Source organism: Algoriphagus aurantiacus (assembly GCF_035156405.1).
GTDB classification, from domain to species: Bacteria; Bacteroidota; Bacteroidia; order Cytophagales; family Cyclobacteriaceae; genus Algoriphagus; species Algoriphagus aurantiacus.
The window spans coordinates 1-22,615 of record NZ_JAXRUT010000036.1 but is presented as its reverse complement, the minus strand read 5'-3'; the positions used below and the strand labels follow the sequence as shown (position 1 = coordinate 22,615).

17 protein-coding genes are annotated in these 22,615 nt (G+C 40.1%); 12 read left to right on the top strand and 5 right to left on the bottom strand.

The genetic code is table 11. The features are described 5' to 3' along the window. The first annotated feature begins 46 nt into the window (after positions 1–46). The gene (locus tag SYJ56_RS23570) at positions 47–1,276 is read left to right on the top strand and encodes a glycosyltransferase (RefSeq protein WP_323838558.1); all 1,230 of its coding nucleotides are present in this window, start codon (positions 47–49) and stop codon (positions 1,274–1,276) included. A gap of 248 nt (positions 1,277–1,524) precedes the next feature. Then, a complete protein-coding gene (locus SYJ56_RS23565; RefSeq protein WP_323838556.1) occupies positions 1,525–1,917 on the top strand; it encodes a four helix bundle protein in 393 nt (130 codons plus the stop codon). 19 nt (positions 1,918–1,936) lie between these two features. On the opposite strand, the gene SYJ56_RS23560 is transcribed toward SYJ56_RS23565, so the two are convergent. Continuing rightward, complete coding sequence (locus SYJ56_RS23560; protein WP_323838554.1) at positions 1,937–2,134, bottom strand: hypothetical protein; 198 nt, start codon at positions 2,132–2,134, stop codon at positions 1,937–1,939. On the opposite strand from SYJ56_RS23560, the gene SYJ56_RS23555 reads away from it, so the two are divergent. From SYJ56_RS23555 to SYJ56_RS23515, 9 genes are all read left to right on the top strand, one after another. Then, a complete protein-coding gene (locus SYJ56_RS23555; RefSeq protein ID WP_323838551.1) occupies positions 2,135–3,232 on the top strand; it encodes a hypothetical protein in 1,098 nt (365 codons plus the stop codon). A 201-nt stretch (positions 3,233–3,433) separates the two neighbouring features. Next, entirely contained in the window at positions 3,434–4,417 is a 984-nt protein-coding gene (locus SYJ56_RS23550; RefSeq protein ID WP_323838546.1) for a polysaccharide deacetylase family protein, read from the top strand. Positions 4,418–6,531: 2,114 nt separating this feature from the next. Next, positions 6,532–11,715 carry a PAS domain S-box protein gene (locus SYJ56_RS23545; protein ID WP_323838544.1) on the top strand — a complete coding sequence of 1,728 codons (5,184 nt, stop codon included), beginning with the start codon at positions 6,532–6,534 and terminating at the stop codon, positions 11,713–11,715. A gap of 3 nt (positions 11,716–11,718) precedes the next feature. Continuing rightward, positions 11,719–13,062, top strand: coding sequence for a sensor histidine kinase (locus SYJ56_RS23540; RefSeq protein ID WP_323838541.1), 1,344 nt, complete (start codon positions 11,719–11,721; stop codon positions 13,060–13,062). A 9-nt stretch (positions 13,063–13,071) separates the two neighbouring features. Continuing rightward, positions 13,072–13,512, top strand: coding sequence for a response regulator (locus tag SYJ56_RS23535; RefSeq protein ID WP_323838539.1), 441 nt, complete (start codon positions 13,072–13,074; stop codon positions 13,510–13,512). 18 nt (positions 13,513–13,530) lie between these two features. After that, the gene (locus SYJ56_RS23530; protein WP_323838537.1) at positions 13,531–14,541 is read left to right on the top strand and encodes a response regulator; all 1,011 of its coding nucleotides are present in this window, start codon (positions 13,531–13,533) and stop codon (positions 14,539–14,541) included. After that, complete coding sequence (locus SYJ56_RS23525) at positions 14,534–14,920, top strand: response regulator (protein ID WP_323838536.1); 387 nt, start codon at positions 14,534–14,536, stop codon at positions 14,918–14,920. The genes SYJ56_RS23530 and SYJ56_RS23525 overlap by 8 nt, the downstream gene beginning before the upstream one ends. A gap of 86 nt (positions 14,921–15,006) precedes the next feature. After that, positions 15,007–15,498, top strand: coding sequence for a transposase (locus SYJ56_RS23520; protein WP_323838535.1), 492 nt, complete (start codon positions 15,007–15,009; stop codon positions 15,496–15,498). Positions 15,499–15,569: 71 nt separating this feature from the next. After that, complete coding sequence (locus SYJ56_RS23515; protein WP_323838533.1) at positions 15,570–16,538, top strand: transposase; 969 nt, start codon at positions 15,570–15,572, stop codon at positions 16,536–16,538. Positions 16,539–16,693: 155 nt separating this feature from the next. Here the strand turns inward: SYJ56_RS23515 and SYJ56_RS23510 are convergent, their stop codons facing one another. From SYJ56_RS23510 to SYJ56_RS23495, 4 genes are all read right to left on the bottom strand, one after another. Then, a complete protein-coding gene (locus tag SYJ56_RS23510) occupies positions 16,694–19,288 on the bottom strand; it encodes a hypothetical protein (protein ID WP_323838531.1) in 2,595 nt (864 codons plus the stop codon). A gap of 18 nt (positions 19,289–19,306) precedes the next feature. Then, positions 19,307–19,828 (bottom strand): DUF4402 domain-containing protein, encoded by a 522-nt coding sequence (locus SYJ56_RS23505; protein WP_323838529.1) that lies wholly within the window; start codon positions 19,826–19,828, stop codon positions 19,307–19,309. Continuing rightward, positions 19,828–20,688 (bottom strand): fimbrial biogenesis chaperone, encoded by an 861-nt coding sequence (locus SYJ56_RS23500; protein WP_323838528.1) that lies wholly within the window; start codon positions 20,686–20,688, stop codon positions 19,828–19,830. Before SYJ56_RS23500 ends, SYJ56_RS23505 begins: the two co-directional genes overlap by 1 nt. Before the next feature lie 63 nt (positions 20,689–20,751). Next, positions 20,752–21,282, bottom strand: coding sequence for a DUF4402 domain-containing protein (locus SYJ56_RS23495; protein ID WP_323838527.1), 531 nt, complete (start codon positions 21,280–21,282; stop codon positions 20,752–20,754). A gap of 827 nt (positions 21,283–22,109) precedes the next feature. Here SYJ56_RS23495 and SYJ56_RS23490 point away from each other — a divergent pair. Further along, positions 22,110–22,615 (top strand): PAS domain S-box protein (locus SYJ56_RS23490; RefSeq protein WP_323838526.1); only part of this gene is annotated, 506 nt, incomplete at its 3' end.

The following is a 22,615-nucleotide window of genomic DNA, read 5'->3' as shown; positions in this document are numbered from 1 at the left end:
ATCTCCAATCTCCCAATCTCCCAATCTCCTAATCTCTGCCCCCCCCTTGCCCACCAAAATCAGAATCCTCCATCTAATCAAATCCCTCGGCCGTGGAGGAGCAGAGAAGCTGATACCCGAAACTGCTTTAATCCATGATCAAACGCGCTTTGAGTTTCATTGCCTGTATTTTTACCATCAAAAAAGCAATATAGTAGATGAGCTGGAAGCGGCGGGAATTCAGGTGCATTTAATTCCTTCTGGAAACTTGGGGCTGTTTTTTCAGGTGAATAAAGTCAGATCTTTTGCTAAGGAATGGAAAATTGATATCATTCATGCCCACCTGCCCTGGGCGGGAATTATGGCTCGCTTTGTTGGGAATAAACTTAATATCCCAATAGTCTATACCGAACATAACACATGGGAAAGATATAATAAGTTCTCCTATTGGGGTAATAGATTAACATTTAAAAAGCAGGATATTGCCATTGCGGTCTCAAACGAAGTTGCACTCTCCATGCAGCTTAATTCCATGGTGGATCCCTATCAGCGTGGCGGAAGAATGAAGATTAAGGTCATCCAGAATGGAGTAAATACGGAAGTTTTTCGGAGAATTGAGAGTGAGAGAGAAGAGAGTAAGAGAATAGAGAATAAGAGAATAGAGAATCTCCAATCTCCCAATCTCCCAATCTCTCAATCTCCCAATCTCCCAATCTCCCAATCTCTAAAACTTCCCAATCTCAACCTCCCCCCTTCCTCAAAAGTAATAGGCATCGTCGCCGTATTCCGTGATCAAAAACGCCTTTGGATTTGGATAGATCTGGCATTGAAAATCCTACAAAAATGTCCCGAAACCCATTTCCTGTTAGTAGGTGATGGGGAATGGCGGTCTCGTCTGGAGAAGCAAATTGAGGAATCAGGCAAAGCTGCCCATTTTCACTTAGTGGGTGTACAGAAGCAGGTGGTTCCTTACCTATCTACTATGGATATTTACCTAAGTACATCCGAATTTGAGGGATTGCCTATTGCCATGCTGGAAGCCATGGCTTGCGAAGTTCCTGTAGTGGCAACCCGTGCAGGAGGAATAGGAGAGGTGGTACAACACGGCGTACAGGGCTTTTTATCCGAAATTGATGAATACGAGGAACTGGTTGATTTTTGTGTCAACTTAATCCAGATTCCAGCCCTCCATTCCCAGATGGCTACTGCCGCCAGAGAAAGAGTAGTAAAGCAATTCAGTATGAATAGGTTGGTGAAAGAATTGGAGGAAGTGTATGAGATGGTGCTGAGAGAATAGAGAAGAGAAAGTAAGAGAAAGTAAGAGAATAAGAGAAAAGAGAGTGAGAGAATAGAGAATAGAGAACAAGAGAATAGAGAGTGAGAGATTAAAGGCCCTCAAATGGCCAATCTCTAAATCTCCCAATCTCTAAATCTCTGAATATCCAATCTCTCCATCTCCAATCTCCCCATCTCTAATCTCCCAATCTCCATTTAACTAAGATTCATTATTTTAGTGCAATAAGTTCATTTTTACTATCAGCAACCATGGAACGATCCGAGACTTTTGAAAACCTTAAATGTTGGCAGTTAGCCTATGAGTTAAAAAAGAGTATTAAAAAGGAAGTAATAAGTAATTTTCCTTCATCTGAAAAATATGAGCTGAAATCTCAGCTTATTAGAGCAGTCAGATCTGTAACTGCAAATATTGCTGAAGGCTGGGGTAGATTCCATTATTTGGATAGTAATAAATTCTACTATAATTCCAGAGGATCAATTTCCGAGGTTTTAGATCATTTAATCGAGGCCAGAGATGAAGAATACATTTCTGAAGACATTTATTTAAAAAACAGGTCTATGATTATTGAAACTCTCAAAGTGCTAAATGGCTTCATTTTCTACCTAAAGAGAGAACATGTAAAAAATTCAAGAAAGGGGTGAAATCTCCAATCTCCAATCTCTAATCTCCAATCTCCAATCTCCAATCTCCAATCTCCAATCTCCCAATCTCCAATCTCCCAATCTCTAATATAATTTGCTCGGCGCTGTAGTCCTTATCCTCCTTCTTTTCGGCATTAGCCAACCCATACTCGGCAATCTCCAGCGTGAGCACAAATGGGTAAAGGCAGGTATGCTTAACCAGATCTTCTGGTACCACATGTTCTTTGGACTGGTGTATTGGGCCTATGCCCAGTTTAATCGCTCAGATTCTGTAAATTATTTTCATCAAACTAAAATTTGGAAAAACTGGTTTGATGCATTTGCGGAGGGAACTGATTTTATAGAATGGATGGCCTTTCCATGGATTAATTGGTTTGGGTTCAATTACGACATGATGATGTTCCTGACCACCTGGTTGGGTTTCTGGGGCTTTGTCTATTTCTACCTATTCTTTAAAGAGAACTTGCGATTCAACCCTAAGTTTGAAGGTTGGGATGCCATTACCATATTTATGTTTCTTCCCAATATGCACTTTTGGACAGCTTCTCTGGGAAAAGGGGCTGTGATTTTTGCAGGAATAGGATTTTTGGTTTATGGTCTTTCCTGGCCGGCAAAGCGTTACCTACATATAGCTTTTGGGAGTTTCTTAACTTATATGGTTAGACCCCATATTCTCTTCGCTATTTTGATAGGAATGGGAGTGGGGTTTGTTCTTGGGAAAGAAAAGGTGCCTGTATATCAGAAGTATCTCGTCGTTTTTTTTGCTATAGGGATGAGTATTTTCGTTTATGAGGATTTAATTACCTATCTAGGCTATGACCCCAATAATCTGATTGATTCTTTTGAGGAGGAGTCTGCGTTAAATAGAGGACGATTGCAGTCTTCTGGTTCGGGAGTAGATATGGGATCCTATAGCATGCCTATGAAGCTATTTACTTTCTGGTTTAGGCCATTATTTATAGATTCCCCAAATGTCTTGGGTATTGCGATTTCCTTTGAGAATGCGCTTTACATCTACATGTTTAGCAAAATAGTTCATAAGGATTTTATTACCTATATCAAAATTGCACCGGCCATGGTAAAGATGTCGGCGGTAGTATTTATCTCCATCTCCATCTCCATGACCTTCGTGATGTCTAATCTCGGAATCATCATCCGACAGAAGTCGCAGATTATGTACTTTATGCTCTTTGTGGTAGTTGCCTTTATGGATTGGCAAAAAACCACCCGCATCAAAAAGCGAGCTGAAATCTTTAATCGAATTGTGGAAGAGGAGAGGCGGAATCGGGAGTTGGTGGAAGAGAAGTCAGTTTAAGAAGGGAATAGAGATTTAGAGAAAAGAGAATAAGAGAGTAAAGAACCTCCATCTCCCAATCTCCAATCTCTAAATCTCCATTCTCTCAATCTCCAATCTCCATTCTCCCAATCTCCAATCTCCCAATCTCCATTCTCCCAATCTCCAATCTCCCAATCTCTAAATCTCTAAATCTCTTAACCTCCCAATATCTCAAATCCCATGTCCCCCGGCATCTTCACCATCTCCTTAGACTTCGAACTCCTCTGGGGAATCTTCGATAAAGTAGGCACTGACTACAAGCCTTCATACTTCTTAAATACCAGACAGATTGTCCCCATTATGCTGGAGAAGTTTGCGAAAGCAAATATCCAGGCCACCTGGGCCACAGTAGGGATGCTATTTGCAGAAAATGAGGAAGAGTGGCGCACCTACTCACCGGAGTTTTTACCCTCATACAGGGATAGAAAATACTCTGCCTATGAGTGGGTAAAGAAACATGGAATCAGACCAGAGGTTCATTTTGCCCCAGAATTAATCCAACAGATAATAGACACTCCCGGACAAGAATTAGGCTCACACTCCTATGCGCATTATTATACACTGATGCGTGGTCAAAGCCCTGAACAGTTTCGTGAGGACCTAAAGGCTACCCAGAAAATCTCCCAGGATAAATTTGGCCTAACGCTGGAATCCTTGGTTTTTCCCCGCAACCACATCAATGAATTGTATTTAGGTATCTGTCTGGAGGAAGGGTATAATGTTGTGCGTGGCAATCCCCGCAACTGGTTCTGGCAGGAAACCCAGCATGAGAACTTAAGTAAGAAATTTTTCCGCTCAGCAGACTGTTTTTTTCAGGTTGGAGCAAAGACATCTTATTCCTTGGACGAAATAAAAGTAGTCGAGAATGAGCCGCTGATCTTACCGGCATCCAGAATTCTCCGTCCCCAGCAGCAGCATAATTTCTTAATGAACAAAAGTCGATTACTGCGGATCAAATCAGAAATGGAATATGCTGCTAAGCATAAGGAAGTCTATCATCTCTGGTGGCACCCACATAATTTCGGAGCAAGTCCCGAAAGTTCACTGGATGAATTGGACGAAATCTTAAGTCATTTTGCAAGGCTGCAAACCGAATATGGAATGAGGTCCATGAATATGCAGACCATAAGACAGCAAGTAAAAGAGAAGACATTGACAGTCTAGCTTTTATACCACTTCCCATCCTAAAAAGCCTCGATAAAAATCGGGGCTTTTGTTTTTACCACTTTATTCAGTAAGGGCGAATAATCATTCGCCCTTACACCACATTGGTATCATCACGAACGGCATAGATTGGCTTAAGGTATATCCCAACCTAGACTTATACTCTATCTGGTCTCCTGACTTGGACCCAGCATAATGCAGTCTTCAGACTGCTCTTCCAACTCCACTCGAAATGAAAATCACCGTAGTTCTCCACGCTGATCGGGATTTGCAATCCCGATCTCATATTCCAGGAATTTGTAATTCCGTTTACTCCTATCTAGCTCAGTCTTCAGACTTGTGTTTACGTATGCAATTGACTCCTCCTCAGTAAAAGTATCTGTCTTGGCATTATTGCACCAGTAACAGGAGAAGACCACTATATCTATCTTTAGCTATTCAAATAGCAGAAACGCTCGTGTTTAGGGCGGGGAGGGGGCTGCAATAGCGAGGCAGGCGGTTGGTATGCGGGGAGAAGCATTATTGCAGCAAGACTTTTGGATACTTTTGGTCTCAAAAGTATCAGAGAAATCGAGCATGTTGAAAGCAATACATGGAGAAATGATTATCATTAGCGTGATTCCATCCCGATTTTCGGGACAGGTTATGACCATTGAAAAACAATTATAATCACATGAAAATAGTGATAGATGCTCCAGAATCTAGATATTAATTTTAGGTCATTTACAGAAATATCTATCCCTTTCAGGGCTAGGATTAGGTGATGCACAAATAGCGATGGGCTCCACCCATCGCTGGACCTTTCAGGCCAGATTCAATTTATAAAGGGGCGAATGATTATTCGCCCTTACGCTGTTTTTCATATAAGGGATAGTACAAAATTATAGCCGCCGTTCGTGTCATCACGAACGGCTCTATCTGGTTCAAGTCTCTTGACCTGCCTGACCGGTAGGCAGGCTTGGACCCAGCATAATGCAGTCTTCAGACTGCTCATCTAGTCGAATTGAAAACTACCGTGAATCTGCTCCAAATCCCACTCGTTTCAACAGGCATGTTGATTACTCGACGTTCCATCTCAACCACCTCCACAAGACAGTTCAGATTCAGCACCTAAGTTTAGTGTGAAGGACGATGCCCTTGGAAGCAGCTGGTTTATTGGAGAACAAGCCGTTGAAAATTCTTTCGGTGAAAGAATTTAGGCTTTGGCCAGGCTGTAGAGTGGTGAAGGCGTTAAAAAACAACCAGCTCCTGAGTGGGCGAAGGAGATCCGTTTGTTTTTAGCCGGACTATGATCCAATAAATGAATTGTCCGAAGGCAATTCAAAGCTGATTTCGGGCGAAGATTTTTGCCCGTCCGCCTCAGGAGGAGATACTATTGCCTGTCCGCCGCAGGAGGGATCCCAAAAGTATCGCAGCAACCAAACTTTAATTTATCCATAGTAGGTCAAAAGGCGAGCTGAAATTGGATTACAACCAATAGAGGAATATTTACAACATTTTGGAATTGAATATAAAAATGATTAAAACACCGCACTTCCTTCACTTTTTCTCCCATTTTTCCAAAAATATACCCAGTACAGGGTATGTTCTGGTATCATTTTATTCCCTTTCTTGCACAAGCCTTTTAGTAGAAGACTAACAGCCAAGAACAGCCAACTTTTATCACACCCATCCGGGCTTAAATCCGGGGACCACTCAAGCTAGTGGAAGCACTAGCTTGAAAAATACAATATCACAATCGCCTTCTCCTAAATGCCTGCCCCGCAGTATTGCGGGGAGCCTGTCCCGATATTTCAATCCCGAGAACAAAGTGATTCGGGAGCAGAAGCGTATCGGGAAGAAGGATGGGATGAGGCAGTAAAAATACCCTGTACTATGGTATGCTTTTCTATTATTTTATTCTTTTTCTTGCACAAGCCTTTTAGTTATTAAGATTTTTGACTGGGATTCAAATAGTTTTCTGAGTGCGGCCTAAAACCAAGCAAAATAACCACCTAAAGGACGACAGTTTAAATAAATGGAGATTTTTAGACGAACTGCCGTTATTTACAAGTATAACAATCAAAACATAAGTCTCCTTAGACAAAATGAAGTAGTTAAGATATTTTCACCCGATGAAAAAAAATCACTATAGCGACCTTTTACTCGACCAAACCAAAGACCTTGTTTGGGTAGTTGATCGTAATTTATTATTGGTTTATGCCAATAAAGCCTACCTAAACATGATGAAGGAAGTAGGAGGAGTGGAGAAAGAACTGAATACTCCCATCTTAGTCGAAGGTTTTGGAGAGGGGTATATTGAAAAATGGAAAGCTTATTACCAGCGGGCGCTTTTAGGAGAGTATTTTGAAACCGAGGAACCTATCTACAACCCTGAAACCAAAGAGATGCAGTATGGCCATATTGCCTTCTCCCCCATCCTAGATGAACCTGGTAAAATTCAAACTGTGGCCTGTCGCTCGACAGATATTACATGGATAGTCAAACATAAATCGAATGCAAATCAACTGATGAATGCTTCATTGGATGTTTTCTGTACCATTGATGAAGCTGGGAAATTTGTATTTGTGAGTGCTGTTTCCTCTGATCATTGGGGCTACCATCCTGAAGAACTGATAGGCAAGCCTTACAGAGACCTGATTATTGAGGAGGATCTCGAAAAAATAGATCTGGTGGCTGTTGAAATTATGGCTGGGAGAGATGTTAAATCTTTCTCAAATCGATTCCGCCATAAAAATGGAGATATCGCCTATAATTTGTGGTCAATTCGCAGGGATGAAACGTCCAAACTGATCTACTGTGTAGCGCGGGATGCGAAGGAAAAAGTCGAAGAAGAAGCAAAAAAGGAATTGCTCAATCAGATCAGCCAAAGCTTCAACAATGAAGAGGAATTGATTCCGGCCGCCAACCGCCTATGTGAAAATCTTTATGCATTCGGTAAGTTTGACTTGATAGAACTCTGGTGCCTTAATATGGAGCAGACCCAAATCAAATTAATGGGTCGCAGACCTCACAACCATGATTTCTATGAACTTGAGCCGGGAGTTTCATTCCAAAAGAACGAAGGATTGCCGGGGAAAGTTTGGCAAGAAGGCAAACCGATCCTTTGGGATGATGAACAAATAAATAAATACTTCATCCGAAAAAAAGGGGCTACTCATATTGGGCTTCAAGCCATGCTTGGAATACCCCTGACCTTTAATAATGAATTGGTGGGCGTTTTGCTTATCAGCACCAAGGGGAAGTCGGATTATTTGGAGCAATATCAACCAACGTTCAATAGACTAGAAAAATTTATTGGATCAGAAATCAACCGAAAGAGGTTAGAGAATGATCTCAAGCACTTATATCAAGCCATTCCAGACATTATCTGTATTGCCGATTTTAATGGACGATTCTTGAAAATGAATCCTGCTGGTTGTGAATTGTTAGGTTATAAAGAAGATGAAATCCTGTTTCATTCCTGTGAGAAATTTGTTCATCCTGAAGATAAACATGTTTCTTTCAATGAATTGGAGAAGCTTGAAAAAGGTGCAAGCACTTTTCAATTTGAAAACAGATACATTACCAAATCGGGCAAAATTATTTGGCTAAACTGGAGTTGCAATTCTGAGGTTAAAGAGGGGTTAATATATGCCTCAGCAAAGAACATCAGCCGGGAGAAAAAATTAAGCGAGCTCAATAAACAGGCTTCCTCCCTTGCAAAGATTGGTAGTTGGGAGATTGATGTAGTTAATGATAAGCTTTTTTGGACAGATATGGTGCATGTATTGCATGAGACTGATCCCCTTAGCTTCACTCCTGACTTGGAGACTGGCATTCATTTTTATCGGGAAGATTTTCGGGAAACGGTTAAGCAGCAGGTCTCAAATTGTTTGGCTAATGGAACTCCCTTCAATTTTGAAGCTGTATTGGTCACGGCAAAAAACAATGAACGGTGGGTGAGGGTTATTGGAAACCCCGAATTTCTAAATGGAAAATGTATTCGGGTTTATGGAAGCTTTCAGGATATCCATGATCGAAAGGCATTTGATGAGGCTCTTCGGGAGAGTGAAGCCAATTTCAGGACGATATTCGAAATTGCTTCCTTGGGGATTGTTCAGGCATCTCCTGCAAATGGACGGATTCTATTCGCCAATTCTTATTTTGAAGAAATGACGGGTTATAGCCATGAGGCATTGCTGCAAATGAAATTTACAGAGCTAACCCATCCTGATGATCGGAAACAAGACTGGGATTTGTTTAGCAAAGCAGCCCGGGGAGAAATTGAATACCGCAATGAAAAACGTCATATTAGAAAAGACGGATCGATTATATGGGTTCGTATTCATCTGGCCTTTATTAGAGATGAGGGTGGAAATCCTATAAAAACAGTGGCTATCTGTGAAAATATCACAGAGCGAAAGGAGGTAGAATCCCGGCTAATAAACCTCTCGGATAATGTACCAGGTGTTGTATTCCAATATGTGATTTATCCAGAGGGAAAAGATGAGCTCAATTTTGTAAGCAAGGGGGCAAAAACGATCTGGGGATTTGAGCCCGAAGTGGCAATGGCGAATAATCAGCTAATTTGGGATCGAATAGAGGCAGGTGGGGATCTGGATTTGGTCAAAGGAAGTATTGCTGATTCGATTCGGAATAAAAGCCGTTGGAATGCCACATGGAAATATCCTTTGCCAACAGGAGAAATCAGAACGCATATAGGACACGGATCTCCCGAATTTCTGGCTGATGGAACAGTTATTTTTAACTCTTTGATTTTGGACATCACGGAAGAAAAAAGAACGGAGGAATTGCTCAGTCAGGCCACTAACATGGCGAGAATTGGGAGCTGGGAAATGACTTTGGTCGACCAGAAAGATGACAGCATGTATTGGTCACCCATGACACGGGAGATTTTGGAAGTGGATGACAGCTACAATCCATCCTTGACAGGTGGATTTGAATTTTATGCTGCTGAAGATAAAGAAAAGATTCAGCGGGCTGTTAATTTATTGATAGAAACGGGGCAGGAGTTTGATCTGGAATTACTCATTATCACAAAGTCTGGAAAAGAAAAATGGATACGCTGTATCGGTAAATGCGAGCATGTTAATAGTAAAAGCACAAGAATATACGGCAGTTTTCAGGATATTCAAGTAGCCAAATCCAATGAGCTTAGGGTAACGGAAATACTCGAGAGTATATCGGACGCATTTTATTCCGTAGATGCCGATTGGAATTTTACCTACTTCAACCGGGAGGCTGAAAACCTTTTGAAGAAAAGTGCAGATGAGGTGCTGGGTGGAAATATTTGGGAAATTTTATCTCCTGCCAAAGGGACTATTCTGGAAGATGTGTATAGAAGAGTGGCCTCAACGGGCAAATCCGAAAACCTTGAGTACCTCTATCCTGGAGATGGGTCATGGTATGAGCTTACCGCCTATCCTTCAAAAGGAGGCATATCATCCTATTTCAAGAACATTGATGAGCACAAAAAGGCCATAGCGGATCTGCTAAAGGCCCATGACGAAAAGAACCGGATAATCGAAAGTATTGGAGATGCCTTTTTTACCATGAAAGAGGACTTCACGGTTACGTATTGGAATAAATCTGCCGAAAAATTGATCGGGGTGAAAAGAGAGGATTTGGTAGGCCGTGTGCTTTGGGATGTTTTTCCTGATGCTATAGAGATCCCTTCCTACGAAAACTATCATAAGGTGCTAGAACATGGCAAAGCCATCACATTTGAAGATTATTACGGAGTTTGGTTAGAGGTAAATGCATATCCTACCGAAGAAGGACTGAGCGTGTTTTTCCGTGATATATCACTGAGGAAAGAGGCAGATCAGCGTCTTGTGAAGGCATTCAAAGAAAAAAATGAAATCCTGGAGAGTATTGGGGATGCCTTTTTTGCCGTAGATGAGAATTGGACAGTAACCTACTGGAACAAGCAGGCGGAAATAGTAGTTGGCAAAAAGAAAGAGGATGTACTCGGCAGAAACTTATGGAAGGAATTTCCTGATGCCATTGACACCGATTTTTACATTCAATACCACCGGGCTATGGACACCGGAGAAACCGTCAGTTTTGAAGAGTATTACCCAACCTTGGATATGTGGATAGAAGTTACAGTATATCCTTCGGGAAACGGCTTGTCCATCTACTTTAAGGATATTACACTAAGGAAAAGGGCCGACATCCGGTTATTGGAGGCCAATAAACGCTTCGAAATCATCACCCGGGCCACCAATGATGCCATTTGGGATTACAACATCGTGGAAAACACGCTTTTTTGGGGGGATGGCTTTAAAACTATGTTTGGGTATGAAGTAGATAAGATAACGCCTACCTTGGAATCATGGATCAGCCATATTCATCCGGACGACCTTGAGCAAGTGGAAAAAACCCTGTTTGAAGCTATCGATAATAAAAATGTCACCATCTGGTCGGGGGAGTACCGCTATGAAAAAGCAGACGGCACCTTTGCTTTTGTATATGACAAGGGAATTATTCTACGGGATCAGGAAGGCAAGGCCATTCGCATGTTGGGTGCCTTGTCAGATTTTACCCAACTGAAGAAACAGGAAGCAGAGCTTCTGGAGATCAATGAATCCCTTAAAAGTCACGCAAAAGAACTGGAGCGCTCCAATGAAGAATTGGAGCAATTCGCCTTTATCACCTCACACGATTTGCAGGAACCCTTACGGATGATTTCCAGCTTTATGGATCAATTGAAACGGAAATATTCTGATCAATTGGATGATAAGGCATTGCAATACATTCACTATGCTACGGATGGAGCTAAACGAATGAAACAGATTATCCTGGATTTATTGCTGTACTCCAGAGCCAACAAACCATCCGAAGAACTTCAAGAGGTAGATTTAAAGGAAATCGTATCCGAATATACTCAGTTGAGAAGAAAACTCATTGCTGAAAAAAATGCGGCTATCACTTTTGATGTTCTACCTGTATTGGAGACTTATAGGGCACCACTTATACAGATTATTCACTGTTTACTCGACAATGCTTTGAAGTATGTGAAAGAAAAAGTCCCCCCTCGCGTTGAAATACTTGCCAAAGAAAAGGAGACCTACTGGGAATTCTCTGTAAAAGACAATGGAATTGGCATTGATAAAATGTTTTACGACAAAATCTTTATCATTTTCCAACGGCTACACAACAGAAATCAGCACGATGGTACAGGTATTGGCTTATCCATCGCCAAGCGAAGTGTTGAGTTCTTAGGTGGTGAAATTTGGCTTGTATCCACTGTGGGAGAGGGCTCTACTTTTTATTTTACGATTGCTAAATAAATAATGATAAATAAATTAAAGAGAATTGTAGAAGGTAATTGTATTTCCAAAGTTGAGAATATCACAACATTAGCCTATTGGAGCGATGTGGTTTTTGCTAAAATTGTTTTTATTCTGGCACCACTTAGTTTGTTGGCTATAGTTCCTGCAATAGTTATTTGCCTCCAAATCGAAAACTATTTTATCTTGTGGTTTGATGTTTTTTGTTTGTTGATATTGGTTTTTGTTGGCTATGTTCCTCTTCTATCTGTCAAAACCCGAAAAATACTCTTGATTTTATTGCTGTTTTTGACAGCTTTTGTTCTTTTAATAGAATTAGGGAATTTTGGGCCAGGGTTGGCTTATCTACTTTCTGGTACTATTCTTAGCTTACTTCTATTTCCTAGCAAAAAAACCTTTGCACCATTCATTCTAACACTTATTTTATGTGTTATTTATGGCTTTTTAATTCATTATGATTTTGTTGAAATTCAGGCCAATCATGAAAACCATGTGATGGAGTGGATTGCTGTTTCTTCAAATGTGTGGTTTATGTCAGCAGTTTTTTCATTGATAATACCATTCTTTTTTTCTAAACTGGAAGGGATTTTAGGCGAAAAAAATCACTTGCTCGAATCTGTGCATAAAACAAATTTAGAGCTTGAGAAGTCGATCGAAGAAGTGAAGTCTAAGAATCTGGAATTGGAACAGTTTGCCTATGTTGCATCACACGACTTGCAGGAACCTCTTCGAATGATCACCAGTTTTATGGATAAGTTGAAACGGAAATATGCAGATCAATTAGAAGATAAGGCCCTCCAATACATTCATTTTGCTACCGATGGAGCCAAATGGATGAAACAGATTATTCTGGACTTATTGCTTTACTCCGGTGTCAACAAGCCTGTCGGCAAGCCTGAGCCTTTAAACCTGAATGAGATCGTAGATGAATACACGCAATTGAGAAGAAAAGTGATCGCTGAAAAGATTGCCTCAATTACATTTGACGGGCTTCCCATTCTACAAACGATGAGGGTACCCATGACTCAGGTTATTCATAGTTTACTTGACAATGCTTTAAAGTACGTGAAAGAAAACGTTCCCCCCCGCATTGAAATTCTTGCTAAAGAAAAAGAGACCCTGTGGGAGTTTGCTGTAAAAGACAATGGAATTGGCATTGATGAAAAGTTCCACGACAAAATCTTTGTCATTTTCCAACGGCTTCACAATAGAAAGAAATACGATGGTACCGGTATTGGCCTATCCATTGCCAAGCGGAGTGTAGAGTTCCTTGGAGGTGAGATTTGGCTTGAATCAAAAGTGGGCGAAGGCACTACTTTTTATTTTACAATTGCAAAAAACAAATAATCAGATTATATGAACACAAAGAATTTAAAATTAGCACATATCCTTCTTGTAGAAGACAATGAAGGCGATATTCTACTCACACTTGAGGCATTTGAAGAGAGCAAAGTAGTGACTCAAGTTAGTGTTGCCAGAAATGGGCAGGAAGCTTTGGACTTTTTATACCAAAAGGGAGAGTTCTCCAATGCTCACCGACCAGATATAATTTTATTGGACATTAATATCCCCATCTTCAATGGGCTGGAAGTATTAGAAGATATTAAGCAGGATGAAAGCTTAAAAAAAATACCGGTAATTATGCTCACTACTTCCTCCAATCAAAAAGACATTGAAAAGGCATACAAAAACTACTGTAACAGCTATGTGAAAAAGCCATTGGAAATGGAAGAGTTTATGGAAGCTGTTCTGAAAATTGAAGAGTTTTGGTTGCAGCTATCAGTATTATCTGAATAATGTAATACGCAATAGAATATGAAGAATAGCAATCTTTCCGTTTTGGTCATAGAAGACAATGAGGGAGACTTTATTTTGGTAGAGGATTTTTTAATTGAATCTTATAAAAAAATACATATCCAACATTGTATTGACTTTGATGCCGCGAAGAAAGACTTAATACAACAGAACAACGAATACACTGCAATCTTATTGGATTTAAATTTACCCGGTTTAAGCGGTATTGAACTCATCAACGAAATGTTGAAAATCTGTAAAAACACGCCAATAATTGTATTAACAGGATACGGGGATGTAAACCTTGCCAGGCAAAGTATCGAACTAGGTGTATATGACTTTTTGATCAAGGATGAAATTAATCCAAGTTTACTTCAAAAAAGTATCGATTTCTCACTTTCCAGAAAGAATTTCACAAGCCAGTTAGAGGGAGAGCGTGAAAATTACAAAAGCCTATTCAACCTTAGCCCACAGCCTATGTGGCTGCTGCATCCAGATAATTTTAGAATCTTAGATGTCAATGAAGCAACAATTGAAAAGTACGGATACTCGCTTGATGAATGTCTATCACTTACTTTAATGGATTTACATCCGGCTCAAGAAAGTGAGTTATTGATAGGAAAACTGGTGGATATCCCTGCTCAGAACGCTAATAACCAATTTACACAACTGAAGAAAAATGGAGAGGAGATTAAGGTTGAATTATCCTTAAAAAAAATGATATTCAATACAGGCAGAAAAGGCATCATTGTGCAATCTACTGACATAACAACCATCATAGATCATGTCAAAACGATTGAACAACAAAATGAAAAATTAAAAAACATTGCCTGGACACAATCACATGTAGTAAGAGCTCCGCTATCAAGAATTTTGGGAATTATCAATTTAATTGAAACTCAACGGGATAGTTTGGATGATTTGACGTTTTGGCTCAATCAATTAAGAATTTCTTCTGATGAAATGGATGCTATCGTAAGAAAGATCACAGAAGAATCTCAATATATCCAACTAAATAGAAACAATGAATAAAACTGTTTTCATAATAGATGATGACCCACTCCTTCGTTTAATTGTAGAGAAGATGATGGGTAAAGTTTATAGTCCTTTAGTTGTTATTCACTGCGAAAACGGGAAAGTAGGCTTGAATAAATTAAAAGACCATCTTGAAGCTTCTTCCAAATGTATTATTCTTTTAGATTTGAACATGCCCGTCTTAGACGGATGGGGCTTTTTGGACGAAATAGATTCCAGCCAATTGAGCGCTTACCAAAACATTACACTGTATATTTTGTCATCATCAATAGACAAGAGTGATATAGAAAGAGCCAAACAATATTCATGCGTTAAAAAATTTTATCACAAACCATTAAACAGTAATAACATAATCGAAATTTTGAATAGTAATTAGGGTCTGCTTAGAAAATAAAAAAGTGGGCATATGATTGAATCAAGGGATTATATTTAGAAATTAAGGGAAGCCAAGTGCAAGGAACTATGCAAAAGACTCCCAAAAGGCGTGCACCACGCAGCGAATACACCAGCCAAAGTCAACTTTCCTTTTCAGGATTTGAAACCCCTTTTTATAATGGTCTGGATCCCTCCAACCGCTGGGTTGTGCTCAGTTCACAGATTCCCTGGGACGGGCTGGTAAACCTATTCAACAAACGTAATCCGCCTAAATCCACAGGAAGGCCTGCGCTAAACCCCAGAGTATTGATCGGGGCGGTGATCATCAAGCACATGCTCAACCTGGACGACCGGGAGACGGTCACCCAGATCACCGAAAACATGTACCTGCAATATTTTCTCGGCTACAGTTCCTATATCAAAAAACCACCTTTCGATGCCTCGCTGTTTGTGGATGTCAGAAAGCGCCTCGGAGAAGAACTGCTCGCTGAGATGAACGGTAAGATTCCTAAATTTTCTAAGGCCGGCACTGTAAAAAAAAAGATAAAGCCTCTCCCTGTCCCGATGGGGATGCGGTAGCCTGCACCAACAAAGGCGAAGTAATCTATGACGCCACTGCCTGTCCCCAGGACATAGCCTATCCCACCGATGTGGGATTGCTGAACAGATCCCGGGAGATCACAGAAGCGATCATCGATGAACTCCATGCGGAAAATCCACAGGGGAAGAAGCCCCGGACTTACCGTAAAATAGCCAGAAAGTACTTTTTGAAGGTAGCCCAAAATAGAAACCCCTCTAGGAAAGTCATCCTCAAAGGCATCAAATCCCAGCTTCAATACCTCAGGAGGAACTTCAAAACGATTGAAAAACAGCTCGATGGCTTTACCCTGTTTCCGTTGTCTCCTCGGCTGCAGCGCAGGTATTGGATCATCCAGACCGTATATGCCCAGCAGCTGAAGATGTTTGAAGCCGGAATTCATCAGGTGGAGCATAGGATAGTCAGTATCGATCAGCCACATATCCGCCCCATCGTCCGGGGGAAGGCCAGGGCAAAGACCGAGTTCGGAGCCAAGATCCACCTGAGTCTGGTAGACGGGTTTTCGTTTCTGGATACCATCTCCTGGGATGCCTTCAACGAAGGGAGCCACCTGCAAGACTATGTGGAAAATTACAGAAAACGTTTCGGCTTTTATCCTGAAAAAGTACTGGCAGACCAGATCTACTGTACCAGGACAAACAGGAAGTGGCTGAAGGACCTAAACATCCGACTGGCGGCCAAACCCTTAGGCCGTCCTTCGGCAAAGGCAGTGGCAAACCACGTAAGACCCGGAGAGAGGAACCCAGTTGAGGGGAAGTTTGGTCAGGCCAAAAACGGATACGGAATGAACCGGATCAGGGCAAGACTCAAAAACACCAGCCAATCCTGGATTGCCTCCATAATCCTAGTGCTGAACCTGGTCAAACTGGCCGGGATGGCACTGGTATGTCTGAGTTTTTCAGCATGGGAATGGCTGAATTACAAGCTTAATTCCGGTATAAGAACAACGCCTGTCTCTCTGAAATCAAAAACCCAGTCCAACTGCGAATCTGGACTGGGTTTTATAACTTGGGCGGCTTGAGTTTTTCAGCAGGCCCTAAATAATTTCCGGTAGAGCAAGATCTTGTTAGCGGAAAAGGGTCAGCATAAATCGTTAGTAGGAGGTCATCATCATCGGATTTTGCAATAAGTAGGTTATCATCAAACTCTCTAATTACTCTTGGATAGCTTTACGTTTTATGTTTTTGACAATTTTATCACCCAGCCCGAACTATACTCTCCTTGGCTACCTTCCTCAAACTGGATATATGATTTTTTTGGATGCCAAGTCATTCCCAGTGTTTCTAACTGGCTAGTATCAGGTTGAAAAGTATAACTACCGGTTTTCAAATCTGAATAGTAAAATGAGCCGTCACGCTGGGAAACAACCTCTTTTATCAGTCGATTTTGATGATTAAAAAACTGAACCTTTATCCCTCCTAGAGCTTCATTGTTTAGCAATACTTTCCCTTCGATTTCATGTACCACCTTGATTGGGACTTCCAGTTTGTTAGAGTTTCCGGGCTTTATATTCAGTTGAATCTTTTTGTGGTCAAGTCTCCAAGAAATATCTGCAAGAGAATTTTCATCCAGCTCGATGAGATAATCTTCGTAAGGAATTAGATTTTTGATACGGGTTATTCCAGAATTGGGATCCTTGGAGGGACTAGCTCCTTTTACTTTTACCGACAGTTCAAACTGGTAGGGTTCATCTTTATCTTTTATGTCGTTGTTGTTGATGTCTAAAAATGGGAGGATGATTAATGTGGATCTGCCTAATTCTGATCTGCTGGAGAAAGTTAGATTCCGGCTAACCTCATCATGCGATACTGAACCCATCAATGATTGATTGATCAGCAATTGGTCTCCTTGTAGCCTTGAATTGGTAGCTCCTTGAAAGATCCCCAAATTAAACTTAAGACTAAATCCCATAAGCGGTTTTCGGATCTTAAAGTCAGTCTGATAAAAAGAAGTTATTCGAAGATCCCTAGATAAGGCCTTCTCAAATCCCATCATCAGATTACTATAATCCATCCTTTGGAAATTGACTTGAACTCTACCATTCAAACGCCAATTAGCGGGTAATCTGTAAGTCTGCTGAAGTGTGGAGGTTAGGAAAATCTCCCCGTTATATCTTGATGCATAAGTGGAAAAATTAGAAAATGCACCAAATAGATCTCCATTTATTGACCATTGGAGAGTTTGGATTATAGAACTGGGATAAACAAACTCCGTAAGGTTGATTCTCGAGCTGTAGACTTTTCTTTTTGTTTTAAAGGGAATCATTCCTGAAAATCTCAAGAGACTCAGGTACCTCAATTGTGGAAATGCTTCTTGGCCTTCTTTTAGATTTTCAAAACTCAAATCTAAGACTATTCCCTTATTTGTCCGGGCATTCCAAACTCCAGATGTTTGGAGACCAGGCAACCATTCCGAAGAAAGCATCATATTCTTCCCAAGCTTAGTGGAGGATGTAAGCCTGGGTATTAAGAGACGATCTCCCAATCCTGAAAAATACTCTAATCCCGCTCCAAGCGTAATTGTTTTTGTCAATCCATAATTTAATTGAGCATTCACAATTTTTTCAAACTTCGAGCCATGCACCACTCCTGCATTGATCTGGTAAATCAATTCCTTCTTTGGAAGCAAAATAAAGGGCACAAACAAGGATTCCTCTTGAATTTCTTCCTCTCCATTGGGACCATAAAATTTCAGTTGAAGCTTGTTGGTTCCGTAATTCAGTGGAAATTCAAAAAGATAAAGCCCGCTTTCGTCAGTTTTGACAAAGTCTACTAGTTCATTGTTGAGATAGAGCTCCACTATCCAAAAAGGGCGTGTAAAATCCCTGATGGTGTGAAACCCAAAGGCTTTTCGAGCGACAGGAGGAGCATTTGTAAGGGTGACTCCAGTGATCGGCTGAAAAATCGAAGAAAATGATACACCATTTATCCTTCCCAATGTAATCTGGGAAAGCACTTTTTGATTAGTCAGGACTTTTTTCCACCTAAAATTTAAATTTCTATAATCCAGTTTTGGACTGCCAAACCAAGTGATTCTCGCTTGAAAATCTCCATAAGCAAGCTCCCCTCCTAGATTCAATGATCCTCGTGACGGAACTGATGAGTTTTTAGATTCTCCTTCCTCCTTTGGTGCCAGTCCAACCCATTTATTCATGGATAAATCCCAATCAAGGCCTCCCAACTTTAGTAGTGAATATTTATTGCGAAGGACTGTATCTGCGTTGTCAATTTGGCCTATTCCCATATTTTTCCGCATCAAATCTCTACGGATTTGTCTGTAGATTGGTAGTTCCAATTCAGTATTGAGGGTAACAGCCAAACTTCTATAATCAAACTCACAATATAGGCCAAACACCTCCCCAAAGGAGTTTAAATTCAGGAAAACAAACCCGTCCATCTGCTGTAATGCTCTTGCAGGTAGAATATAAATGCTGTCCTTATAGGTAATCTTGTTTTCGTATAAATTGATGTGATAAACATCATTCTGATCCATTACATATCCCTCAATTATACCATCAGATATAGATGTGGATTTAATTTTTAAAAAATCGAAAAGGTCAGTGACAGACAGATAGAGTGTCTGCCCCTCAATCAATCCAGGGATTTCGCTGGTTCCTAGTTTTGATGCTCTTAAGGAAATCAAAACGTGATCAAATGTCCTAGATTCAGATAAGGCGGAATGAGGTAATGCTTGAAAAAAAATAATATACCCAAGAGTCAGAATCCCCAGTCTGGGTTTTTTGAAAAACCTGCGCATGTTTTGGCTTCCCATGAAATTCAGTAGTTTGATTTATTCCTGTATGAAAACCAGAGTTACCGATCCTGAATAAACTCCCGCAGGAGAAGTAGATCTTGTTCCGAGTGACAAGGTGCCCCCAATATAAATTGTTGTCCTTTGGGGTGGTGTTGCCAAGCTGGTAAAAGGGGAAACAGGATTTGAGGCATTTAGAGTTAGTCCTAGCTGCCCTCCATTTGATCCGTAAAGTAATTGCTCAGTGCCAAATTGGATCTGAATATTAGACCCATAGGGAGCTTCCACACTCAAAATCAAAGGATTGATTTCAGAGTTGTTCAATAAAATGATATTTCCGGTAGCAGTTCGATCTCCCGCGGGATTAATAGTCACTGTCCCGCTAGTCTCTGAAAGGATCATATCTCCAAAGTTGAGCGGGCTTTCCGGATATATTTGAATTTGCGCTTCTGAAACTATAGGGAGTACACTTACGAAAATGAACAAAAGAAATCTCCAAAAGGAAAGAAATCCTAATGACTGAAATGTTAATTTTCTTTTAGCATAATGCCTAGAGGTCATTAGTTTAGTTTTGACTGTAACTGAGCGAGTGGAAATTCCAAACTTGCCAATACTTCCCTGCGCCTTTTTTGAGAAACATATTCAAGAAGTAATGTTCCTGAATTCAAAATATCAGTTTCCTCAATAGCCAAAGGAATTGAATAGCGCCTGCTTCCTATAGGAGTATACACAGCGACGCCTTTTACCAGACCCACTTGAGTTAATTTTCCATCAGGGCTTTTGTGAGAAAGGATAAAATCTCCAAATGAGGATTTGCTGCCACTTCGATTGATATCAAATTGAAGATTGTGTCTCCTGTCTTCCGAAATAACAAGTATCGCATTGTCTAGAGTCACTTGAGCATGGATATCTCCTATTTCCATGATAACCGGAATAGTGATAGCCAAATGCATGTTAAGTTTGGTCTGGATTCCTTCTTGGACACCCGTTGTTGGCGGCGCCTGAATGGATTCCATGGGTTTGCTTGATCTAAACTCCAGGTGACTGCGATATTCCCCTGCTGCCATAGGTCTGCTATTGATCCGTTGAACTCTTACTTTTTGAGATTCTCCCGGGGCAAGGGTAACTTCTCTGGGATAAAAACGGAGTGCCGATTCGGCAAAAAACTGTCCTGAATCCGGTTCATAAATTTCTATAAACTGACCTGAAGGAGACATTTGGTAATTTTTCCAAGATAAAGCATAAGAAGATGAATCCGATCCTGAATTGGCCAAGGTAATGTCCATTGACCTTTGATTCGAACTAAATATCAAGCGTCTTGGATAGATCATCAAATCCCCTTGAGCATAGGTCTGATTTAAATCCGTAAGGAGTATCAACATTCCAAACAACCATCCTGCGTATTTCATATGTATGCTCATATTCTAATGGTAAAAGTACCCCGAGGAATCCCTCGGGGTACATTCAATAAAATTTACTGGTGATTAATTGTACACCACAGATACTGTAAAACCTGTCGCGTTAGTATAGGTACCACTTGCTTGGCTTGCACCAACAGTCAAAGTCGAACCTACCGTAAACGCACCAGCTCCAGTACCGTCCAGGGAAGCTGTATTATCTACCAAGCTACTAGTAAAGGTTCCTAGTGACATTGTTTCTGTACTGGCTGCTTTGGTTATTGTATGCGCAGTAGGCAAATTAACCGTGTAAGCATAACTCGCTTCTCCGGCAACGGTAAACGAAGCAGCTGCCACAGTTCCTGTAGTTCCAGGTAACTGTACACCGGAAGCAGTTCTTCCGCCTGCTGGAGCTAGTATCACTGTTCCTCCAGCTGTTGTAGCCGTGATATTTCCGAAATTCATATCAGCTACATGTGTAAGCGTCAATGGAGTGATAATAGTAGCAGTTGCAGTTGCTGTTCCTTCTACTGGATCGCCAGTTTGCGCAGTCGCACTGAATGCAAGACCTACTACAAGTAGAGCGATGGCTGGGAGGATTTTGTAATTGATCTTCATAGTTTAATTGTATTAGAGGGTTTTTAAAGCATTTGTTTGGATGACATAAATCATCTTTATTGAAAATGCACAGCTCAAATGTATGTGAAATAAAATCTCATAATCAAGTTTAAAATTTAATGTATGTATGATGTCTATAAATAGACAATTATATCAAGATGAATAAGATAATTTTAATATTATATTCAAAAAAATAATATTAAATTGGGCTGAAATGTAAATTACATTTTGTGAAAATCATTTAGTTTTATATAAAAGGAGTTGCTGATTTTTACTTTCAATTTCATGGTTTTAGAAGATTGTAAAAAATAAATGCATTGTCAATACCCTATTATGTATCTTGAGTCAATTTTAGCATGCGAAAATAAATTAATTATTTTTTATTTATTTTAGTTCTTGAAATATTTACATTGTTTATTTATTGTGTAATTTCAGTGTGCTACACGAGTTTAATGGAAATCTGATAGTATTGTGGTAATATCATTTCAAATAAGTGTTAAACTACTGATTTTCAGTTGAATAAAACCTTTTTAATAGTTGACTCTAGTTAATAATACTGTATATAGAAAGGGGTTAACTATTGCGTAATTACTACCTCAGTCTGGGGATTATAATGCACTTAAAATATTGTCCAACAACTATTCAATTTCCTTGCTACCAAAATTATAGCGTTATTATTTTAATTTACTTGGATATCGAATTTTTTTTTTAGAAAAAGACACATAATTATTCGTTTATTTGTCAGTATTTCTAATACCTTTTTCAATTATTTAAATTATAGATTGATATATTTGCAGTATCCGACCTTTTATAATAAATAAGGAAAAATGTCTGTTGAAAACTTGACCATAAGAAATCCCGAATCTTACAACTTAATATTTGATCTGGCTCCATTTCCAATGTGGATTTATGATCTGAAAACTTATGAATTTCTGTCAGTTAACCAGGAAGCTGTCCGTCACTATGGGTATACAGAAGAGGAGTTTTTAAAAATGACGATCAAGGATATACGGCCCATAGAGGATATTCCAAAATTAGAAAATGCAGTAGAAGAGGCACGTTCTAGAACCGAGACCTTTATGCAGGGGCTTTTCCGACATCAAAAGAAGGATAGAAGTGTCATTCACGTACAGATCAAGAGTAATCTGATAAATTTTGATGGTAAAAAAGCTGAAATTGTAACTGCAATTGATCTGACTGAAAGGTACAACCAGGAAAGGGGTATTGAAGAACAACGGCAATTTCTTGAGGTCATAAGTTCAATTCATGAAATTCTATTGAAGTCAAACAATTGGTCTCAGGATTTGAAGCAATGCTTTCAAGTCCTTGGAGA